23 protein-coding genes and 1 rRNA gene are annotated in these 22,071 nt (G+C 29.5%); 3 read left to right on the top strand and 21 right to left on the bottom strand.

Annotation, left to right across the window (positions count from 1 at the left end; translation table 11 throughout):
• Positions 1 to 11 precede the first annotated feature (11 nt).
• Together ispD and FMAG_RS08265 are read right to left on the bottom strand one after the other, a co-directional pair.
• Complete coding sequence (gene ispD / locus FMAG_RS08270; protein ID WP_040493988.1) at positions 12 to 689, bottom strand: 2-C-methyl-D-erythritol 4-phosphate cytidylyltransferase; 678 nt, start codon at positions 687 to 689, stop codon at positions 12 to 14.
• Positions 665 to 3,001, bottom strand: coding sequence for an endonuclease MutS2 (locus tag FMAG_RS08265; RefSeq protein ID WP_005885814.1), 2,337 nt, complete (start codon positions 2,999 to 3,001; stop codon positions 665 to 667). Before FMAG_RS08265 ends, ispD begins: the two co-directional genes overlap by 25 nt.
• A gap of 169 nt (positions 3,002 to 3,170) precedes the next feature.
• On the opposite strand from FMAG_RS08265, the gene rpmB reads away from it, so the two are divergent.
• Positions 3,171 to 3,428 carry a 50S ribosomal protein L28 gene (gene rpmB, locus FMAG_RS08260; protein ID WP_005885813.1) on the top strand — a complete coding sequence of 86 codons (258 nt, stop codon included), beginning with the start codon at positions 3,171 to 3,173 and terminating at the stop codon, positions 3,426 to 3,428.
• 46 nt (positions 3,429 to 3,474) lie between these two features.
• On the opposite strand, the gene FMAG_RS08255 is transcribed toward rpmB, so the two are convergent.
• Positions 3,475 to 4,296, bottom strand: a complete 822-nt coding sequence (locus FMAG_RS08255; protein ID WP_005885812.1) for a MerR family transcriptional regulator — start codon at positions 4,294 to 4,296, stop codon at positions 3,475 to 3,477.
• Between the two features lie 84 nt (positions 4,297 to 4,380).
• On the opposite strand from FMAG_RS08255, the gene FMAG_RS13930 reads away from it, so the two are divergent.
• Both FMAG_RS13930 and FMAG_RS08250 read left to right on the top strand, forming a co-directional pair.
• Positions 4,381 to 4,782, top strand: coding sequence for an MATE family efflux transporter (locus tag FMAG_RS13930; protein ID WP_222609697.1), 402 nt, complete (start codon positions 4,381 to 4,383; stop codon positions 4,780 to 4,782).
• Positions 4,783 to 4,787: 5 nt separating this feature from the next.
• On the top strand, positions 4,788 to 5,717 hold the full coding sequence (locus FMAG_RS08250) for an MATE family efflux transporter (protein ID WP_222609696.1): 930 nt from the start codon (positions 4,788 to 4,790) through the stop codon (positions 5,715 to 5,717).
• 62 nt (positions 5,718 to 5,779) lie between these two features.
• On the opposite strand, the gene FMAG_RS08245 is transcribed toward FMAG_RS08250, so the two are convergent.
• From FMAG_RS08245 to rrf, 18 genes are all read right to left on the bottom strand, one after another.
• Entirely contained in the window at positions 5,780 to 6,115 is a 336-nt protein-coding gene (locus tag FMAG_RS08245) for a hypothetical protein (protein ID WP_005885811.1), read from the bottom strand.
• A 47-nt stretch (positions 6,116 to 6,162) separates the two neighbouring features.
• Positions 6,163 to 6,825 (bottom strand): outer membrane beta-barrel protein, encoded by a 663-nt coding sequence (locus tag FMAG_RS08240; RefSeq protein ID WP_040493986.1) that lies wholly within the window; start codon positions 6,823 to 6,825, stop codon positions 6,163 to 6,165.
• 128 nt (positions 6,826 to 6,953) lie between these two features.
• Complete coding sequence (msrAB, locus tag FMAG_RS08235) at positions 6,954 to 8,444, bottom strand: bifunctional peptide-methionine (S)-S-oxide reductase MsrA/peptide-methionine (R)-S-oxide reductase MsrB (RefSeq protein ID WP_005885809.1); 1,491 nt, start codon at positions 8,442 to 8,444, stop codon at positions 6,954 to 6,956.
• Positions 8,445 to 8,456: 12 nt separating this feature from the next.
• Complete coding sequence (locus tag FMAG_RS08230; protein WP_005885807.1) at positions 8,457 to 9,107, bottom strand: cytochrome c biogenesis CcdA family protein; 651 nt, start codon at positions 9,105 to 9,107, stop codon at positions 8,457 to 8,459.
• A 226-nt stretch (positions 9,108 to 9,333) separates the two neighbouring features.
• Positions 9,334 to 9,552 (bottom strand): 30S ribosomal protein S18, encoded by a 219-nt coding sequence (rpsR, locus tag FMAG_RS08225; protein WP_005885805.1) that lies wholly within the window; start codon positions 9,550 to 9,552, stop codon positions 9,334 to 9,336.
• 38 nt (positions 9,553 to 9,590) lie between these two features.
• Positions 9,591 to 9,875: a 30S ribosomal protein S6 gene (rpsF, locus tag FMAG_RS08220; protein ID WP_005885803.1), complete on the bottom strand. Its 285-nt coding sequence runs from the start codon at positions 9,873 to 9,875 to the stop codon at positions 9,591 to 9,593.
• 100 nt (positions 9,876 to 9,975) lie between these two features.
• Positions 9,976 to 11,043, bottom strand: coding sequence for a cell division protein FtsZ (gene ftsZ, locus FMAG_RS08215; protein ID WP_005885801.1), 1,068 nt, complete (start codon positions 11,041 to 11,043; stop codon positions 9,976 to 9,978).
• Positions 11,044 to 11,063: 20 nt separating this feature from the next.
• Positions 11,064 to 12,395, bottom strand: coding sequence for a cell division protein FtsA (gene ftsA / locus FMAG_RS08210; protein WP_005885799.1), 1,332 nt, complete (start codon positions 12,393 to 12,395; stop codon positions 11,064 to 11,066).
• Positions 12,382 to 13,080 (bottom strand): cell division protein FtsQ/DivIB, encoded by a 699-nt coding sequence (locus tag FMAG_RS08205; protein WP_005885797.1) that lies wholly within the window; start codon positions 13,078 to 13,080, stop codon positions 12,382 to 12,384. The genes ftsA and FMAG_RS08205 overlap by 14 nt, the downstream gene beginning before the upstream one ends.
• Before the next feature lie 11 nt (positions 13,081 to 13,091).
• Positions 13,092 to 13,958, bottom strand: coding sequence for a D-alanine--D-alanine ligase (locus tag FMAG_RS08200; protein WP_005885795.1), 867 nt, complete (start codon positions 13,956 to 13,958; stop codon positions 13,092 to 13,094).
• Positions 13,959 to 13,968: 10 nt separating this feature from the next.
• The gene (gene murB / locus FMAG_RS08195) at positions 13,969 to 14,823 is read right to left on the bottom strand and encodes a UDP-N-acetylmuramate dehydrogenase (RefSeq protein WP_005885793.1); all 855 of its coding nucleotides are present in this window, start codon (positions 14,821 to 14,823) and stop codon (positions 13,969 to 13,971) included.
• Entirely contained in the window at positions 14,823 to 16,178 is a 1,356-nt protein-coding gene (murC, locus tag FMAG_RS08190; RefSeq protein WP_005885791.1) for a UDP-N-acetylmuramate--L-alanine ligase, read from the bottom strand. Before murC ends, murB begins: the two co-directional genes overlap by 1 nt.
• Position 16,179: 1 nt before the next feature.
• Positions 16,180 to 17,256: an undecaprenyldiphospho-muramoylpentapeptide beta-N-acetylglucosaminyltransferase gene (gene murG, locus FMAG_RS08185; RefSeq protein WP_005885789.1), complete on the bottom strand. Its 1,077-nt coding sequence runs from the start codon at positions 17,254 to 17,256 to the stop codon at positions 16,180 to 16,182.
• The gene (gene murD, locus FMAG_RS08180; RefSeq protein WP_005885788.1) at positions 17,253 to 18,554 is read right to left on the bottom strand and encodes a UDP-N-acetylmuramoyl-L-alanine--D-glutamate ligase; all 1,302 of its coding nucleotides are present in this window, start codon (positions 18,552 to 18,554) and stop codon (positions 17,253 to 17,255) included. The genes murG and murD overlap by 4 nt, the downstream gene beginning before the upstream one ends.
• A 75-nt stretch (positions 18,555 to 18,629) precedes the next feature.
• Positions 18,630 to 19,718: a phospho-N-acetylmuramoyl-pentapeptide-transferase gene (gene mraY / locus FMAG_RS08175; protein WP_005885786.1), complete on the bottom strand. Its 1,089-nt coding sequence runs from the start codon at positions 19,716 to 19,718 to the stop codon at positions 18,630 to 18,632.
• Between the two features lie 8 nt (positions 19,719 to 19,726).
• Positions 19,727 to 21,007: a UDP-N-acetylmuramoyl-tripeptide--D-alanyl-D-alanine ligase gene (locus FMAG_RS08170; RefSeq protein ID WP_005885784.1), complete on the bottom strand. Its 1,281-nt coding sequence runs from the start codon at positions 21,005 to 21,007 to the stop codon at positions 19,727 to 19,729.
• Positions 21,008 to 21,133: 126 nt separating this feature from the next.
• Positions 21,134 to 21,682: a D-glycero-beta-D-manno-heptose 1,7-bisphosphate 7-phosphatase gene (gmhB, locus tag FMAG_RS08165; RefSeq protein WP_005885782.1), complete on the bottom strand. Its 549-nt coding sequence runs from the start codon at positions 21,680 to 21,682 to the stop codon at positions 21,134 to 21,136.
• Between the two features lie 103 nt (positions 21,683 to 21,785).
• A 5S ribosomal RNA gene (gene rrf, locus FMAG_RS08160) occupies positions 21,786 to 21,902 on the bottom strand.
• Positions 21,903 to 22,071: the final 169 nt, after the last annotated feature.

Genomic DNA, 22,071 nt, shown 5'->3' with positions numbered 1-22,071 from the left:
TTTAATTTTGATTATAAAAATTTTAAGTCCTCTTGAGTAGTAATCTTAATATTATCATAATCTCCAAGAACTATTTTAACCTTTCCCCCTATTCTCTCCACTAGAGATGAGTCATCAGTGCCTAAAAAGTTTTCTCTTTCAGCTATCTCATAAGCTTCTTTTAATAATTTTCCTTCAAAGGCTTGGGGTGTATGTACTGCTATTAAGTCAGCTCTTTTAGGAGTAGATACCACTTCAAAATTCTCATTGATTACCTTAATAGTATCCTTTACCTGTACTCCTACTACTGCTCCTAATCTCTCTTCTGCTACTACTCTACAACACTCCTCTATATACTTCTCTTTTAAAAATGGTCTTACCCCATCTTGAACTAAAATTATATCACTGTTATTATCATATTTTAATGCATTGTATATAGAGTTTTGCCTTTCTTTTCCACCCTCTGTTACTTTCACTACCTTAGATAATCCATATTGATTACAATAATTTTCTACTAGAGATACATTTTCTTTATTAGTAACTACTATTATCTCATCCACTATATTAGAATTTTGCGCTACTTCCAATGGCATTATAAAAAGTGGCTTTCCTTTATACTCTAAAAATTGTTTAGGGTAACCTAGTCCCATTCTCTTTCCTACTCCTGCAGCTGCAACTATCATAGTTACTTTAAAGTTACTACTGTACATCCTAGTCCTCCCTCTCCATGTCCTCCTAATCTGTACTCTTTTACATATCTACATTTTTTCAAGTAGTTTAATATTCCCTCTCTTAGAGCTCCTGTTCCCTTACCATGAATTATATATACCTCAGTATATGAGTTCATAACAGCTCTATCTAAATAAGTCTCAAGCTCATATACAGCCTCATCTACCATCTTACCTCTTAAATCTATCTCATTTCTTACAGAAGTCTTAGTGTGTGAGAAAGTGTTGTACTCTTTCTTAGCCTTTTCCTTTACAACTTTTACATCATCCATAGATACCTCTAGTTTTAAGATACCTGCTTGAACTTGAACTGTCTCTTTTCCACCATTGATTTTTAAAACATTAGCAAATTGATTTAAGCTATTTACAAATACCTTATCTCCAACTTTATAATCAACTTTTCTAGCAATCTTTGGTTTTTCCTCAACATTTTTATTTCTATCATCTTGAAGAGCCGATCTAAGCATATTAAGACTTTTTTGCACATTCTTAACATCCTCTTTCTTATTCTCTTCCTTTTGAATCTTCTCAACAAGAGCTACTGCTTTAGCTTGCATCTCTTTCATCATCTTATCAGCTTTTTCATATGCCTCTTTTAGTATCTCATTTTTCTCTTTTTCCAATACTCTTAATTTTTCAGCATACTCATCTCTATCCCTTTGAGCTGCAGCTTTTAAAAACTCAACTTGTTGTTTCATAGCCTCTAGCTCATCAGCTTTCTCTTTTATATTAGCTATCATCTTTTCTATTTTTTTATTATCATCACCTATATAACTCTTAGCTTTCTCTATTACCTCATCAGACACTCCAAGTCTTTTAGCTATTGTAAGAGCATTACTTTCACCAGGGATTCCTATTAATAATCTATAAGTAGGAGATAGAGTATTTACATCAAACTCCATAGAAGCTGTTTCTATTCCCTCTTCATTATATCCATGAGCCTTTACCTCACTATAGTGAGTTGTGATAAAAGATTTACACTTTCTATCTCTTAAATAATCTATAACAGCCATAGCAAAAGCTGAACCTTCTATTGGATCAGTTCCTGATCCTAACTCATCTAGTAATACTAAAGAACTTTTGTTTACACTTTCTAAAATCTCCTGTACATTTTTTAAATGTGCAGAGAATGATGAAAGAGATTGCTCTATACTCTGCTCATCTCCTATATCTGCATATACCCCTGTAAAGAAACCTATGCTTGTATGCTCATGAGCTGGGATAGGTATTCCTGATAGAGCCATAAGAGTTAGAAGTCCAGCTGTTTTAAGTGCTACTGTTTTTCCCCCTGTATTTGGCCCTGTAATAAGTAGAGTATTGTAATCTTTTCCTATCTCAAATGTCAATGGAACTATCTTATCAGCTGGTATAAATGGATGTCTTGCATCTACTAAGCTCAACATCTCTCTATTATTTATGTTAGGTATTACACAATTTTTTTCTATTCCATATACAGCTCTAGCATTTAAAATATCAAGAGATAGTATTGCTTCTCCTACTGCATCTATATCCTCTCTATTATTTCTCACATGCTCAGTTATTCTAAGTAGAATTTTTCTTATCTCCTCTTTCTCTTTTAACTCTAGCTCTCTCATCTTATTATTTAGAGCTACTATTGAAAGAGGTTCTATAAATACTGTTTGACCACTAGAAGATCTATCATGCTCTATACCTTTTATAAGTCCTTTAAAGTCAGCTTTTACAGGAACTACACTTCTTCCATCTCTCTCTGTTATTATTCTCTCTTGGAAAGCCTTAGCAAAACTTGGTTCATCAAATAACTCATCAAATTTTCTTTTTATATTCATTGAAAGAGTTTTTTTATGTATTCTTATATCTCTTAAATCTAAAGAGGCGTCATCTTTTATCTCTTTGTTATTATCTATTGCTTTATTGATAATATCCTCTATTCCCCTCATTACAGGTACATCATGATATCTATCTTTTAAATCTCTATATTTTCCTAAATCCTCTAATCTAGTTTTAAAAAGTCTAAAGATTCTTAAGTTAAAGTTTATATCCCATAAATCCTCTACATCAAGATATGTTCCTATAAGTTGTGACTTCTCTGTCATTTTACAGATATCTTTCATCCCAGCAGTTTCAAATCCACCATCATATTTTATAAAATCTGTAAAATCTCTTAAAATATCTAACTCTCTATTTAATGAACTAAAATCTCTTAATGGAGATAGATTCATTATTTTATAATGATTTTCCTCTATCACGCTATAAGCAGATAATTCCTCTCTTAATTTATCAAACTCTAATACTTTATAACTATGTGTATTCATTTTTTTACTCCCTATATAATTATTTCATTCATTTTTTATTATACCATAAATCTTTAATTTTCCTAACTTTATTCAAGAAAATTTAAAAAAAACTTGAAATTTCCTTGAATTAATGATACAATTATATGCATTGTGTATGTAAGTTATTTTAGGAAAGGAGAGAATCAGAATGCAAAGATGTGAAATTACAGGAGTAGGACTAATCAGCGGAAACCAAATTTCTCACTCACACAGATTAACTAGAAGAGTTTGGAAACCAAATTTACAAGTTACTTCTATCAATGTAAACGGAACTCCAGTTAAAGTAAAAGTTTGTTCAAGAACTTTAAAAACTTTAAAAGGACTTAACGATGTAGAAGTTATGAAGTTCTTAAAAGCTAACGAAGCTACTTTAAGTACTAGACTTCAAAAAGCTATGGCAAAATAGTTTTTAGCTAATAAAAAAGACAGCTTAATTGAAAGCATGTCTTTTTTTATTTTTTGTACTCTCTTCCAATCTCTATTTTTATCTTAACTACATTTATATTTTCTGGTAATCCCTCTAATTCCGTTATAAGATACTCTTCATATGCATCTCCTAATACAACATAGTTTTCTTTTTCTATTTTATTTAATATATCATTATATATTCTATCTATCTCCTCTACTCCACCTTTATAATAATATACTGCATAAGTTTTTTCCTCTAATTCTACTTCATCTTTTCTATCCTCTATGAATAAACAACATACTCTTCCAAAGTTTCTCTTTTTTAAATCTTCTACACATATTACAGAACCTATACTTATCACATCTATCTTATTTAACTTCAACATAAATTCATTGTACATCTCTAGCCACTCTTCTAAGGAGATTTCTAAATCTTTATCTGTCAAATTACTATAGATATACTCTCTGCTCTTCTCTTTTTTTATATAAAGTTTTTCAAACTCAACACTCTCTCCTTCAAGAAGATTTTCCTTTATACTTTCAAATCTCCTTTTTATATTTTCTAATCTCTTTATCTCTCTATCTATTCCTACTATCTGCTCATCTACTAATTCTAATAGCTTAGATACTGATGGTGTTGCAAAATATTCCTGTAATTTACTTATTGAAATATTCATCTCTCTAAATGCTAAAATTGTAGCTAAAATAGGAATTTGAGTTGAGCTATAATATCTATAACCCTTTGCATCTACCTCTATTGGTTGAAATAGTCCTATCTTATCATAATAAAAAAGAGTATCCTTCTTGATATTAAATTTTTTAGCAAACTCCCCTGTTGTATATAATTTTTTATCTCTTCTATTCATAAATCCCACCTTTTCTCTTGACTATGGAGTTACTCTATAGTTTATACTATTTCTGGAAATAAATCAAAGATTTAAGGAGTTTTTATGGAAAATATAACTTTGTTTGAAAAAACACCACCTTTAAAACTATTTTTTAAAGCTGCCATACCAGGTTCTATTGGAATGCTTGCTTCAGCTATATATCTATTTTTTGATGGAGTTATTATCAGTAGACTTCTAGGAGAAACTGCATTTGCTGCTTTTAATCTCACTATTCCAATAGTTGTTTTAAACTTTGGTTTTGCTGATTTAATAGGATTAGGTTCCTCAGTAAGTATTGCAATTTTATTAGGAGAAAAAAAATTTGAAAAAGCATCTAAAATTTTTTCACTCTCTTGTTTTACTATACTTATATCTAGTACTATCTTAGGTATACTACTATTTCTCCTTGCTCCCTCTATTTTACACTCTTTGGAGCTACTGGAGAACTTGCTAGACAATCTATAAGATATTTGAGAGTATATGCTTTATTTTCTCCACTTACTACTATCACTTTTGCAGTTGATAATTATTTAAGAATTTGTGGAAAAATAAAATTTAGTATGTTCTTAAATATTTTAATGTCATTTTTATGTATCTCTCTTGAGATTTTATTTCTATATTTCTTAAATTTTGAATTAATAGGTGCTGCCCTTGCTAACTGTATAGCATTTTTTATATGTACTCTTATAGCTTTTTCTCAATTTTTTTATAAAGATAGTAGCTTAAAATTTTGTAAATTTAAAATTGAGTTAGAACTTTTAAAATCAATATTTATAAATGGAATGCCCACATTTTTAAATAATGTAGCTAGCCGTATCACTAATATTTTATTTAATTACTTATTACTCTATCTAGGTGGAGTTTCAGCTGTTAGTGTCTATGGGATATTGATGTCTATTGAAGCTTTTATCCTACCTGTTCTCTATGGTATGTGCGACGCTTTACAACCAGCACTTGGATATAACTGGGGAGCTAAAAATTACTCTCGTGTTAAAGAGATAGAAAAATATTGTTTAATTGCTAGTGCTGTAGCTTCTATAGTTACAAGTTCTATTCTTTTTTTCTTTACTGATGAGATTGCTTCCCTATTTATTGTAAAAAAAGATGAAACCTTTATAATGGCTATACCCGCCCTTATAATCTATGCCACAACATACCTTACTAGATGGTTCTCCTTTGCTATACAAAGTTTTATGTCAGCCATTGGAAAATTTAGCTTTGCAACTATTATTTCACTGTGTGTAAGCTTTATTTTTCCAATAATCTCTATTCCTATTTTATGGAATTTAAAGCTTACAGGTCTTTGGTTGAACTCATCTATTACTTCAATGCTGACAGGAATTATATCAATGCTTTTATTAAAAAAACTTTTACGAAATTTTAAACAAAAAAATATATAATTTTCTTATTAAAATAGAGAAGGGGACTATTATAGCAATTTATATCAGTCCCCTTCATTATTTTACTTATCTATTATCCTATACTCAATAACTTTCATCTTTCTATCATTAGGTTCAGCCAATCCATTTGTTACCTTTCCTTCATCTATTCCCTTTATTATTAATTTTACTTCAGGATAAGAAGTTCCCTTTGTTTCAATCTCTTCTCTCAATTTTACATTTAGACTTTCAACTGTATCATCATCACTATATAACCAATACTCTTGATTACTCTTGCTATCTTGAAATATTCTTACCTCGTGTCCATAGGTATATACCCCTTGATACTCTTTGACTTTTTGATTACTACATCCTAATAATATTACTCCTAAAGTCAAAATTCCTAACATCTTTTTCATTTGAAACCACCTCTTTAGTTAAAAAAGAGGCATTAAAGCCTCTTATATTAAAAATTAAATTTATATCCTATTGATAAAGTTGTTCTTGAATAGTCATAACTTTTCTTTAATTTTTCCCCATCATTAAACGAGTAGTTTATATCTGCTTTATTTACCTTATGCATAACTTCAAATAAAAAATTATTATACTCTATTCCAGCACCTAATCCATAGTATAATCCTGTATTATCTAAAGAAGTTCCAACTCTCTCATTATTTTTTCCCATTATTGTAATATCACTTTCACCAAAGTTATAAGAATAACCTAAATCAGCCTTTAAATATGGTTTTACACTAGTTTCAAGTGGTATATTATACTTAGCTACTGCATACAATGGTACAGACTTATACCCTGTATTTTTTATTGTTTGAAACTCTTGGTTATAACTTAAACTAACTTTATCTGGTTTCCCATGATCCTGTAATGCTATTCCTAATCCTAACTCTAAATTTGGATAAACTTCTCTTGTTCCTTCAATAGCAAATTCAAATCCTCCATCTCCATCTGCTGCTCTATTAGAAACTTCACCATGTATACTATCATTTTTAAATTTTCCAGAGATATCTATCCCTGTTTTTAAATAAAGGTTTATTCCCTCTTCTGCCATTGCTATTGATGACACTACTGCTAATCCTAATAATACTTTTTCATAAACTAAAAATCCTCCTATTTTTGATAATATCCTCCCCTTTTATCAAATATATAGACTTTATTAGTTATCATAGAGTATTATATCACTTTTTTAAAAATGCGTCAATTTATTTTTAAAAAATTTTTATAAATAAAATTTTATAATTTTTATTTTACTAATTTTAGAAGATATCCATATCCTTCTTTTTCCATCTCATCTACCGGGATAAAATTTAGTGCTCCACTATTTATACAATATCTTAACCCACCTTTATCCTTTGGTCCATCTTCAAATACATGTCCTAAGTGGGCATCTCCTACTCTACTTCTAACCTCTGTTCTAACCATATTAAAACTTCTATCTGTATGATAAGTTACTACATCTTCACTTATTGGTTTAGTAAAACTAGGCCAACCACACATAGAGTTATACTTATCTTTAGATGAGAAAAGAGGTTCCCCAGTTGTTATATCCACATATATTCCAGGCTCAAAAAAGTTCCAATACTCATTGTCAAATGCTCTTTCAGTATCATTTAACTGAGTTATTCTATACTCCTTCTCACTTAATTTTTCTCTTAACTCTTTATCTGAAAGTTTCTTATACTTACTTGCATCTACTATTATGTCATTAGCCTTATTTAAATCTATATGACAATATCCATTGGGATTTTTCTTTAAATAATCTTGATGATACTCTTCAGCTAAGTAAAAGTTTTCTAAAGGTTTATTTTCTATAACTACTTTTTTATCATATTTCTTTTGTAAATTTTCTAATGCTTGAGTTACTACTTTTTCATCTTCAGCTTTTATATAATATATACCTGTTCTATATTGTGTTCCTCTATCATTTCCCTGCTTATTAAGGCTTGTAGGGTCTACTATTCTAAAATAATACTCCAGTAGAGTACTTAAAGATATTTTGTTACTGTCGTAAGTTACTTTTACAGTTTCAGCATGTCCTGTATCTCTATATACTACATCCTCATATCTTGGATTTTCTGTCTTACCATTAGCATATCCTGAAACAGCATCTACAACCCCATAGATTCTCTCCATATATGCCTCTACTCCCCAGAAGCATCCTCCTGCTAAATATATCTCTTCAATTTTTTGTCCCTCATTCTTTGAAGTTACTGGTACATTATCCTCTTTTTTTACAACTTCCTCTTTCTTTTGAGAGTCTACTCCCATTATTTTTAAAATTTGCTCCTTAGGTAGTTGTCCTGGAACAACTCCTTTTATCTCTCCAGTTTCATCTATAAAGATAGAAGTTGGAAAAGCTCTTATTCTTGCTTTTTTTAACAGCTCTCCCTTCTCATCTACAAGTACCTTTATATTTTTATATCCTAAAGATGAATACCACTTTTTAAACTCTTCCTTACTCATCTCTCCACTTTTTCCTGGGAAAACTACTGTTACTATCTCTATTCTGTCCTCTTCTTTTGTAAAACTATCTAATTCCTCTAAACTAGACAAACATATTGGACACCATGAAGCCCAAGCTTTTAAATAAACCTTCTTACCTTTTGGTAAAGTATACTCTTTTCCATCTAATGTTTTTAACTCAAAATTCTCTATTCCTCTTCTATTTGCAAATACCATAGTTCCTCCTATTAAAAAAAGAAAAGTTAAAAATATTTTATAAAATTTTTTCATATCTATCACCCCCTACAAAAATATATTTAATTGGTTTAAAAGTAATAAAATTCCCATTATTATTATTAATACTCCACCTATCTTTTTTATTCTTTCTAAATATTTTTTTAAAAAAGACAGTTTTTTAAAAAAGTATTGAGATGAAAAAGAAAAAATTAAAAATGGAGTTGCCAAACCTAATACATAAACAAACATTAAAACTGCACCATATAGAGAATTATCTCCATTACTTGATATAAGAAGAATAGAGGCTAAAATAGGTCCTATACATGGTGTCCACCCTAGACTAAATCCAAATCCTAATAGAAAACTAGATATAATACCACTTCCCTCAGTTTCTATTTGAAGTAATTTAGTTTTTTCCAAAAGCTTAATTTTTAAAATTCCAGTTTGAACCATTCCAAAGATTATTATCATAATTCCACTAAAAATTCTAAAAATATCACTAGTTAAAAAATTACCTATTATTCCAAAACCAAATCCTAGTAATACAAAAGCCACTGACAATCCCATAATAAAGAATAGTGTCTTTAGTATAGAACTTCTTTTCCCAGTACTTAAAATACCAAAATAAACAGGTATTATTGGAAAGATACAAGGGGAGAAAAAAGACAGTATTCCTGCTAAATATGCATAACTATATAAAATTTTATCTTGACCCATATCACACTCCTTATTTTCTATAAATTTTAACTCCATTATTTTGGTATAATATTATCATATTTTGAAGCTTTTTTCAACTGTAAATATTTTTAATTTAAAATAAATACATTTTTAATTTAAACATAAATAAAAAAGAGTCTTAAAATCTAAACATATAGATTCTAAAACTCTAGGTGTTTATAAAAGAAAAAAGACTGAGATTTTCTCTCAGTCTAATTAACTAAAATTACTTTTCAATTCTTGTATAAGGAATTAAAGCGATATTTCTAGCTCTTTTTATAGCTTTAGCTATTTTTCTTTGTAACTTAGCGTTAGCTCCTGTTACTCTTGAAGGATTGATTTTTCCTTTATCAGATACGAATCTTTTTAAAAGGTCTACGTTTTTATAATCAATTTCTTCAGCTTTAACTCTTAATTTAGCTCTTCTTCTTCTGAATTCTGCCATTTTTTTAACCTCCCTATTGATTTTCCATTAACTGATTATTAGTCTTGCTTAACTATGATGTATCTTAATACTTCTTCAATGATGTTTAATTTTAACTCAACGTCTGATAATACAGTTCCATCAATTTCAAAAGTAGTTAATACATAGAAACCAGTTTTTTTCTTATCGATAGGATAAGCTAATTTTCTTTCTCCCCATTTTTCGCTCTTTTGAATGTTAGCTCCTGCAGCAGTTAAAACTCCAGTTACTTTCTCAATAACAGCATCTCTACCTTCTTCAAGTATAGTTGGGTTGATAATGAACATAATTTCGTATTTTTTCATCTTTTAACCTCCTCCCTATGGTATTAGCCCAAAACACAAACGTTTTTGAGCAGGGTCGTTTAATATTATATCAAACTTTTATAATATTTTCAAGTATTTTTTATCTTTTTCTTACCCAAGGTGGTAAATCTAAATTAGGCTTCTCTGTTTCCTCTTTTGTTTCAGTTGCTGCTTTCTCACTTTTCGCTGTGTCCACACTTATAAAAGGTTCATTCTTTTCCTCTTCATTAGCAAAATTATTAGCTATTATTGTAACTTGAACTCTATCTCCAAAATCTGGCTCAATAACAAGTCCAAACATTACGTCATCAGCTGTCTTACCAGCAGCATCTCTTACCATATCAGAGATAGTTTGTGCTTCCATCAATGTTATATCTGGTGCTCCTGTAATATTAATAAGTATTTTACTAGCACCAAGAATAGATTTTTCTAGTAATGGAGATAATAATGCTTTTTCAGTAGCTTTTATAGCTCTGTTTTCTCCTTCTCCCTCTCCAAATCCTAATACTGCTATACCTGAGTTTAACATTGTTGCTTTAATATCAGCAAAGTCTAGGTTGATAAGTCCATTTCCTATCATAAGGTCAGCTACACCTCTAATACCTATCTTTAAGATATTGTTTGCTTCTTTAAAGGCATTTTGTAATGTTATTGTTTTATCTGGTAATTCAAATAACTTATCATTAGGAATGATTACTAAAGCATCTACTGCTTTCTTTAGATTTTCTATTCCTACATCAGCATTATTTTTTCTCTTTCTTCCTTCAAATGAGAACGGTCTAGTTACAACAGCTACAGTTAAAACTCCTAACTCTTTAGCTACTCTTGCAATTACTGGTGCTGAACCTGTTCCAGTTCCTCCACCCATTCCTGCAGTAATAAATAGCATATCTGTCTCTTCTAAAAGATTTTTTATTTTTTCTACATCCTCTTCAGCAGCTTGTCTTCCTATCTCAGGATCAGCTCCTGCTCCAAGTCCTCTTGTTAATTTCTCTCCCAATTGGATTCTAATATCTGCTAATGATTTCCCTAAATCTTGAGCATCTGTGTTGGCAGCTATATACTCTACTCCTCCTACTCCTGAAGATATCATATCATTTATAGCATTTCCACCTGCTCCACCTGCCCCTAGTACTTTTATTTTAACTAAATCTTGGTCTAGTAACATAGTTTTGTCCCTCCCTTTTCTTAAATGAAGTTTGAAAACCAATTTTTTATAGCTTTCACAACTCCACCTTCTTTTTTCTCTTTCTCTTGCTCTACTAATTCTTCCTCTAATATCTTAGATAACTCTTCTTCTGTACTTACTGGTTGTACAACTTTCTCATTTTTTACTTGTATCTCTTGATGAGTATAACTACCTGTTCTTATTTTTCTGTCCTCTTCTTCCATTACCTCATAAAAGATTCCAATAGCTGTCGCCATACTTGTTGTAACATTTTCCAAACCACTAAATTCACTTGGTAACACTTTTCTAGCTACATATCCAGTTTTCTTATTAATTTTTTCTAGTAGTTTTTCTGTATTTATTATTTTATCAGAGATAACTCCCCCTGTTAAAACCAAACCTTTACCTAGATATCCATTAAATCCAGATTTTTCTATTGTATCATTTATATAATCTATTATCTCTTCAACTCTTGCATTTATGAAATCTTCTAATTCAAGAGCTGCTATATGTTTTCCCTCACTATAATAGATATATCCATCTAGAGAGATATCCTTTTCTCTATATTTATTTAAAATTTCAATAGCATCATTTTCATCTGCAAGTTTTAATATATACACTAAGTCACTTTTAAAATGCATTCCTCCTAAAGGAATAGTCTTAGTATATATTAATTTGTCATTTTTATAAAGAATGATATCTGTACTTCCCTCTCCTATATCTGCAAGGGCTACTCCCATTCTTTTATCCTCTTCACCTAGTGTAGCTTTAGCTGATGCATAGGCATTTAATACTATATTCTCTACATCTACTGATATTCTATTAATAGTTTCAACTAATTTTGCAACTCTTTTCTTATCTGTATATATTAAATGGACATCTCCCTGTAATTTGCTTCCTAATATCCCTAGTGGATTTTTTACAATTCCAGAATTGTCTACTCTCATATTATATATTTCAGTTTTTATTATCTGTTCTTCTGGAATCAAAACTTTCTTCTCTGCTTCTAATAACAGAGCCTTTATATGTTCTTCTGTTACTTCCTCTTCTGAAAAATTATATTCCATATTTACAGTTCTTGATTTTATACTCTCTCCACTTATTCCAATTGTTATAGATTCTATCTCTTGCTCTGTATCCTCTCTCAATCTTTCTATAACATCATTTACAGACTTAGATAAGGCTTCTCCATCTCTTATTTCATTTTTTATCATTCCAGAACTTGGACCCTCTATATATCTTAGTACTTTTAGTACCTCTCCATTGGAAGATAATTCTCCAGTGATGGCTTTTATTTTTCCATTACCTATATCTATTACAGTTTTTACTACCTTATCTCTATTTATCACCACTTTTTTTCTCCTCCAAACTCTTAACTATAAAATCATTAAATCTTATATCTATATATTCAATTTTTTTGGTTTTAGCAAGTTCATTATACAAAGTTTCTAAAACCTTATATTTTTCATCTTCCACATCTAAGTTTGTCTTTATAATAGTTCCATCTAATAGAATAATTTCGATACAATTTTCATCCTTCATATAAAGTTGAGATATTAATATCTTTAGTAAACTATCATCTAATCTTTTACCTAATTGCAAAAGTTTTTCTAATTCACTTTCATCTTTTATCACTATAAAATAAGTATCCTTTTCTAACCTCTCTTTTAAATATCCAAACTTTTTCCCATTGGTATCAATTAAGTATATCCTATTTTTAGTTTGAAGATAGTATGCTAACTCTCTCTCTTTTATATCTATCTCTATTTTCCCTAGACCTAAAATTTTTATTTTAGCTCTCTCTATTCTCATATCTTTCTCTAGATATTCTTCTAATCCTTTTAAATCAATATCCCATATGTTACTATTATAAATTATTTTTATCATTTCTGTCAATTCTCTTGACAACATTTTTGGACTACCTTCTATTTTTATCTCTTTTACTTTAAAAAAATCTAAAGTTAAAAATTTACTAGGGATTAAATATAACAACCAACTGAATAAAAATATAAATACTAATCTAAATATAAATTTCAAAAGAAAACTCCTTATTTTTTAAAAGTATCTACCATTATTTTTACTAAATCATCGAAAGTATATCCTTTAAGTGTTCCTAAGTCAGGAATTAAACTAGTTTTAGTCATTCCTGGGCAAGTATTTACTTCTAAGAAATATACCTCTCCATCTTTTAGCATAAAATCACTTCTTGATATTCCCTTTAAACCTATAACATTATGTATTTTTACAGCATTTTCCATGGCTTTATCATAAGCTGCTTTATCTATTTTGGCTGGGTATTCGTGTATAGAACCACCAGCTGCATATTTTGACTCATAATCATAAAATTTATTCTTAGGAATAATTCTTAGTACTCCAAGTCCTTCTCCATTTAATACTCCTACTGTAAGTTCCTCTCCTTGTATCATCTCTTCTATTAAAGGTTTTCTTCCCTCTAAAGCTCTAAGAGCCTCTCTCACTTCCTCTTGAGTATTACAAAAGTATATTCCTACACTTGATCCATCTCTTGATGGTTTTACAACTACTGGAAAATCTTTTATCTCTTCAACACAATTATAAGTTTTTGCTGTCTTTATTCCTACTGAATTAGCTACTGCCTTAGTATAAGCCTTATCCATAGTTATGGCACTTTCCATAGCTCCAGACCCTGTATATGGTTTTCCTAGCATATCAAGTAACCCTTGAAATGTTCCATTTTCTCCATATCCACCATGAAAAGCTATATATGCTAAATCATATTCATTCTCTGTAAAAGCTGAAACTAAATTTTTTTCTGTTACATCTACACCATAAGCATCATATCCTTGAGCTTGTAAACTTTCTAGTATAGCTGCTCCACTTCTTAAAGATACCTCTCTTTCAGAAGATATTCCTCCCATAAACACTGCTATTTTCATTTTCCCACCTCTATAATACTCTATTATTTTTTAATATGATTATCTCTTCTTCAAGTTGTATATTGTATAACTTTTTTATTTTCTCTTTTACAAGAGTTAATATTTTAGAAATATCTTCAAATGTTGCATCTCCATGATTTACTATAAAGTTAGGGTGCTTAGAAGATATTTCTGCTCCACCTACTCTTGTCCCTTTTAAACCAGCTTCTGAAATTAATCTTGCTGAAAAATCTCCCTCTGGATTTTTAAATGTACTTCCAAGATTTGGTTTATCTAGTGGTTGTTTACTTTCTCTTAGAGCTTGTATATCTATTACTTTTTGTAAATCAAAACCTCTTTTAAATTCAAAAGTAGCACTTATAATTACCCATTTTTTATCCTGTATCTCTGTACTTCTATATGAAAATTTTATATCTTCCTTTTTTAAAGTTCTAATTTGATGATTTTCATCAAATATTTCTACTTCTTTAATACAATCAAATATCTCGCTTCCATAAGCTCCTCCATTCATGTAGACAAGTCCTCCTACACTTCCCGGAATTCCAGCTAAGTTCTCTAATCCTGAGTAATTATTTCTATTCATAAAAGCTATAAGTTTATTAAAATCCAATCCAGCTTCTACCCTTACTATTCCTTCACCTAGCTCCTCTATTTTATTTAATTCTTTTAAAGATACAAAAGTTATATCTAAATCTCCCTCATCAATAAGAGTATTTGTCCCATTTCCTATTAAAAAGATATTTCTATATTTTTCGAATATATCTTTTAACTCCTCTTTATTTTCTACTACAATAAATCTTTTTGCTACCCCTCCAACTTTCATATTAGAGTGATTTTTCATGCTGTGATTTTCAAGTATTCTCATTATCTATATTTCCCTTCTAATTTTTCTGCAACTCTATGGGCTATCTTAGAAATATCTCCAGCTCCCATAAACATAAATACTCTATTTCCTTCAAAATTCATTATCATATCATCTATATTTTGAGGATTTTTCTCTATAACTGCTTTTGGATTTTCTATTACATTTTGTAAGTCTTCAATTGTTACTCCAAATATATCCTTTTCTCCAGCACTGTATATTGGTAAAAGAACTACTTCATCAGCTTTTTCAAAAGCATTTTTAAAGTTTTCTAATAAAAATTTTACTCTACTATAACGGTGTGGTTGGAATATTACTGTTATCTTACTATCCTCAATAGATGTTGCTCCTTGTAAAGTAGCTTTTATCTCTGTTGGATGATGAGCATAGTCATCTATTATTCTTATACCATTTCCACTATAAAGTACCTCATATCTTCTTTTTGAACCTCTAAACTTTTCAAAAGCTCTCTCTATATCTTTTTCCTCTAGTCCAAACTCTAGAGCTAAATAGATAACAGGTAGAGAGTTTAAGATATTGTGTTCTCCAGGAATATATAGGGTAAATCTTCCTATTTTTTCTCCCTTAATAACTACATCATAGCTTGTTTTTCCCTCTCCTACCTCTATATTTTCAGCATATATATCAGCAGTTTTATCTTTTATACTATATCTTGTTATCTTCTTATTCTCTTTTATTGCTGCTAATCCTCTTAATATTTCACAGTCAGAGCAGATAAAAACCTCTTTTGAAGTTTGATCAATAAATTTAGAAAATGATTTTATAATATTTTCTAAAGAACCATGGTTTTCTAGATGGTCAGCTTCTATATTAGTTATGATTGAATAAGTTGGATTCATATATAGAAAAGAGTTATCACTCTCATCTGCCTCAGCTATAAAATAGTTTGATTTTCCAGGTTTAGCATTTGAACCTATCTCTGGTAATATTCCCCCTACAACAATAGTAGGATCTAATGGTAACATTACAGAGGCTGCCATCGAACTAGTAGTTGTTTTTCCGTGAGTTCCAGCTACTGCTATACCACACTCTTCATTTAGAAGCATAGCTAGAAGCTCTCCTCTTTTTACAACTTTTATTCCATTTTCTAAAGCATATATATACTCTGGATTCTCTTTTTTTATAGCACTAGAAGCTATTATCATATCAAAGTTTTTTCCTTCTAGATTTTTTTCAGAGTGCTCATTGTGAACTACTATTCCCATACTCTCTAACTCATCAGTTACATAAGAACGACTTAAGTCACTTCCCTCTACTTCATATCCCTTGCATTTCATTATCTTAGCAAGTCCACTCATTCCTATACCATTTATTCCTATAAAATAAATTTTTTTCACTTTAATTCCTCCAAATATCAAGAGATTCTATTATCTTTTCCACAGCATTCTCTTTCTTTAAATTTCTAATATTTATTTTCATCAAGTCTAGCTCATTTTTATTTTCTAATAATTCAAAAGCTTTTTCTATAGCAAGAGTTGCCTCTGAATTTTTATACATAAGAGCTGCTCCTACCTCTTCTAATAATTTACCATTTGCATATTGTCCTACTTTTATAGAGTTATAAGGTATTATAACAGATGGTTTCCCTAATTGTATTATCTCTGAAATAGTAAGTGCTCCTGCTCTACATACTACCAAGTCTGCTGCTGCCATTATATTTATCATATTTTCAAAATATGGTCTTACAGTATCTTGAATCTTAGTTCTATTTATATTTTTTACTATCTCATCATAGTTTTTCTCTCCAGTAGCCCAATAAAGTCTTATATTTTTATTCTCTAAAATTCTTTCCCAATTTTTTAGAACAGCATCATTTATCTCTTTAGCTCCAAGACTTCCACCTGTTACTAAAAGAATTTTTTCATCAGCTTCTACCTTTAGTTTTTCTCTCTCTTTATAGCTTTTTATACTATAAATCTCTTCTCTCAGAGGATTTCCTGTTACTATACATTTGCCTTGATATTTCATTGGAATATCATCATAAGTTTTCTCAAAAGCTAGAAATATCTTCTTTGCAAATCTATAAAACAACTTATTTGTTCCACCTAAATTTGCATTTTGCTCCTGTAAATATATTTTTTTCCCAGATAACACTCCACCTACTAATACTGGTATTGATATATAGTTACCAAATCCAATAATAGCATCTGGTTTCTCTTTAAATACTAAAGCTACTCCTTGAAGTACTCCTCTAATATAACCAAATATATTTTTTAATGTTCTAGGAGGAGCTATATTTAAACCTACAAATTTAAATCCAAATTTAGGTACTATATCCTTCTCCATTCTTAGGCTTGTTCCAACAAAAAGTACATCTACACCTTTTTTTCTCAAACCTTCAGCTACTGAAAGAGCTGGATATATATGTCCTCCTGTTCCCCCTGTTGTTAAGATTACTTTTTTCAAATATCTCACCTACCAAAAATCTCTCTTACTAATTCCTTAAATACTTTTCCTCTATGTTCAAAGTTTTTAAATTGGTCATAACTAGATGTAGATGGAGAAAATAATACCACTCTTTCTTCCTCTTTTGAAAATCTTTGCTTCATATCTTCTAAACAAATTTTTAATTCTCTCAAAAGGAATATTTTATCCTTGCTATATCCAATATCTAACAACCTTCTATTTAATTCATCTGCTATATCTCCAATTAAATAAACACAGTTAGCGTGTTCTTTTATAAGCTCTACCAATGGTACCCAATCTAATTTTTTATCATACCCTCCACATATTAAAGTACAATCTTTATATGCTTCTACTGCAAAACTTGTAGAGTCTATATTTGTTGCCTTTGAGTCATTTATAAATTTTATTTTTCCATAGTTATAAAAATCTTCCATTCTATGCTCTAGAGTCTTTGTATGATATAAAAACTCTCTTATCTTTTCACTCTCTATACCACAAAGTTTTCCTGTCGATACTATAAAAAGTATATTCTCTAGATTATGTCTTCCCTTTAAAGAGAGTTTGTCAGTTTCTAAAACCTCCTCTTCTCTCCAATATAATTTTCCATTTTCCACATAGCAATCCTTTTTAGATTTTACTGATATCTCTATTTTATTAGTAGGAATTAAATTTAATCTTTTTACTACCTCTTCACAGTCAGTATTCAATATAAAATACTCCTTCTCTCCTTGATTTTTGCAGATATTAAATTTTGTATCATAATATTCATCTACATTGCTATATCTAACTAAATGGTCTGGAGTAAGATTTATTACCATAGAGATAAAAGGTTTAAACTCTATTAAATTTTCTAATTGAAATGAACTTAACTCTAAAACAATATAGTCTAACTCTTTTTGTTCTAGTAATAGCTCAGCAAAACTTTTTCCAATATTTCCAGCATACTCAGCTCTATACCCACAATATTGTAGTAGTTCAGTTATCTTTGTTGTAGTTGTTGTCTTCCCATTAGTTCCTGTTATAGCTACAATTTTTGAATTAACATTATATTGTACCATATATTCATAGCATAATTCAATTTCATCTATTACTTTTATTTGATTTTTTTTAGCTTCTAATACTAATTCATTATATGGAACCCCTGGACTTTTTATAAAAAGTTCTATATCTCCTAATAATTTTTTCCCGTCCTCTGAACTTACTCCCAATTTATCATCTACTAAAATTACATTATAATTTAAGTGTTCTAAAAGTTTTTTTGCTCCAACTCCACTTATTCCAGCTCCAAAAACCATTGCTTTTTTCATAAAAAATTACCTCGCTTTATTTTCTCTCCTAGATATGTTTATAACCACGGCTTATCTACCGTGGTTATATTATTTTTAAAGTATTCCTCTCATTCTTATTATTCCTAAAGCTATTATTCCAAACATCAATGTAGCTATCCAGAATCTCATTGTTACTTTAGTTTCAGCAAGTCCACACAATTCAAAGTGATGATGAATTGGTGCCATTTTAAATACTCTTTTTCCTCTTAATTTAAAAGAACCTACTTGAATTATTACTGATAATGCTTCCATTACAAAAATTCCACCAATAATAGGTAGAATAAGCTCTTGTTTTAAAAGTATTGCCACTACTCCTAAGATTCCTCCTAGTGTCAATGAACCTGTATCCCCCATAAATATCTGTGCTGGATAAAAGTTATACCATAAAAATCCTAATCCAGCTCCACACACTGCTGATAAAAATACAGTTATCTCTCCTGAACCCTCTATGTAAAAAAGGTTTAAATGTCTACTTAACTCCATATGTCCAGTGAAGTATGCTACTACACCTAATATTGCTGAACATATTACCATTGGCATAATAGCTAGTCCATCAAGTCCATCTGTTATATTTACAGCATTAGAAGTTCCCATCAATATTATCAAAACAAATATCAACATTCCTATTCCACCAATATACAGCATATTCTCTGCATATATTGGATTTATTATAGATAAATCTACTGCTCTATTTCCTGTAAGTCCAAAGAAATTTACAAATGCCCACACTAAAACTGCTATTATCCCTTGACCTAACAGCTTTTTCTTTCCTGAAAGCCCTTTTTTATTTACAGTAAATTTTTTATAGTCATCTATAAATCCTATCCCAGCAAATCCCATCATACTTATAAGTAGTAATATTATTATCTTATTACTTATATCTGAAATCAACAGGCTAGTAACTAATATTGTCAAAATTATTAGTACCCCTCCCATAGTAGGAGTGCCCTTCTTAGACATATGAGTTACTGGTCCCTCTTCTCTTATTTTTTCTCCAAACTTCTTTATCTTTAAATAATTAATAAAAGGTTTTCCTGCTATTAATACTATTATAAAGGCTACCATAAAAGCCATAAAACTTCTTAAATAAATTGATTTTAAAAATTGTAAACTGTGTACGTACTCTCCTATTAAATAAAACATCTATCTCCCTATCCTTCTATTATCTCTTCCATTTTCATTCCCCTAGAACCTTTTAATAAAATCGCTTTTGAGCCTTTAATACTCTCTTTTATGCTCTCTCTTATAAAATTTTTATCTAGGCTAGTTATTATTTTTTTATTTTGCTTCATAAGCTCATAAGCCTTTTGCATTCTCTCTCCATAGATATATATTCTATCTACTTTTATATCTAAAGCTTTTTTTATAATCTCTCTATGAAACTCAATCTCTTTATCACCTAATTCTAACATGTCTCCTAAAACAGCTATCTTAGTTCTATCATTATATAATTTATCAAAAGTTTCTAATGAGTATCTCATAGATATTGGACTAGCATTATAAGCATCGTTTATATAGAGAGTTTCACCTTTTACAATTTTTTGAAATCTCATTGGAGTTAAATTTAAGTTATCAAACCCTTTTTGAATCTCCTCAGAAGTTAAATCTAAACTCATTCCAACTACTACTGCCATAGCTCCATTTATACAATTATGTTTTCCATTAAGATTTATTTTATAGTTATTTCCTTCTAAAGAAAATTCTATTCCTTCATCTGTATCTTTAAAATTTTCTATTCTTTTTTTACAATTTTTTTCATATCCCACTGTAATCCCAGAAAGATTTTTTAAATAGTAGTCATCTCCAAAAATAATTAAATTTTCAGAAACTACATATTTTATTATCTCTCCTTTAGCTTTAAAAACATTCTCCCTTGTCTTTAAAAACTCTAAATGAGAATCTCCTATATTAGTTATAAGAGCATAGTCTGGTTTAGCTATCTCACATAATCTATCTATCTCTCCAAAGCCACTCATACCCATTTCAAGAACTGATACCTCATCAGTATCATCTAATTGTAAAATTGTAAATGGTAATCCTATGTGATTATTATAATTTCCCTCTGTTTTTTTACACCTATATTTTTGTGATAAGACAGAATATATCATATCTTTTGTAGTTGTCTTTCCATTGCTTCCTGTTATAGCTATAACTTTTACTCCTAAAGCTTTTCTATACTCTTGAGCTAAATCTTGCATAGCTTTTATGGTATCCTCTACAACAATTACTCTACTATCATCTCCAGAATAATCATCTGCTATAACTAAAGTAGCTCCCCTTTCCAATACTTCATCTATATATTTATTTCCATTGTTGATAGCAAAAAAAAGAGAATCCTTCTCTATTTTTCTACTATCCATCACAACTTTTAAAATTTCATCTAACTTATCTAATTTAAATTTTTCTTTTAATAATTTTGTAAGAATTTTCATAAATATTACCAAATTAATTTAAAAATTAACATACCTTTCTTTGTATTTAATACCAATATTTTATTGTATCATTAATGCTTGTAGAATACAATATAAAAATCCTACTTGTTATAATTTCTTATAAATTTAACTTAAACTTTTCGCAAATTGTAAAATATTATCAAAGTTAGCAACTCCTAGTTTTTTTACTTTTTCTATATGCTCTATTCCATGACCTGTTTTTACTAATACAGGAGTAACTTTGGCATTTATTCCAGCCTCAATATCACTTATATTATCTCCTATCATAAAAGATTTTTCTCTATCTATATTAAACTCTTTTATAGCTTCTTCTAACATCCCAGGATTAGGTTTTCTACAGTTACAATATACCTTATATTTTCCAACTCCTTTTTCTGGATGATGTGGACAAAAGTAAAATTTTTCTATTTTTACTCCTTCTTTTTCTAATATCTTTCCAATATAATTATTTAAAATTTCTAAATCCTTTTCAGTATAATATCCTCTTGCTATACCTGATTGGTTAGTAACCACTACAAAAATATACCCTAAATCTGCTAGAATTTTTAATCCTTCTACTACTCCCTCTTCAAATTCAAAATCTTCTATTTTATGTAAATAATCTTTTTCTATATTTATAGTTCCATCTCTATCTAAAATAATAGCTTTATTCATTTTTACCTCTTTTTTCTCTATATTTTTAAATTCTAGTTAGCTTTTATTATACCATAGTTTATTAAACAATAAAACACAGTAAAATTTACAAAAAATAAAAAAAGCTTGGCAAGTTCCTATCCTCCCAGGAGGCTTCCCTCCAAGTACTTTCAGCGTTTACGGGCTTAACTTCCAGGTTCGGAATGTTTCTGGGTGTACCCCCGTAGCTCTTCTCACCAAGCATTATTAACTTCTTTTAATGTAGCACAGATTTCTTTCACTCATCTGTGTCTCATTTAATATAATCGTAACTTTGTTACTCTTTATTTAATGGAACATTCAAAACTATATAGTAATATCAGGTAACGCTGATTCCTTTCAGTCATCTGCGTCTAAATAATCATAGTCGT

The organism is Fusobacterium mortiferum ATCC 9817 (genome assembly GCF_000158195.2).
Taxonomy (GTDB): domain Bacteria; phylum Fusobacteriota; class Fusobacteriia; order Fusobacteriales; family Fusobacteriaceae; genus Fusobacterium_A; species Fusobacterium_A mortiferum.
The sequence above is the reverse complement of the archived record's forward strand: the minus strand, read 5'-3'. Positions and strand labels throughout refer to the sequence as shown.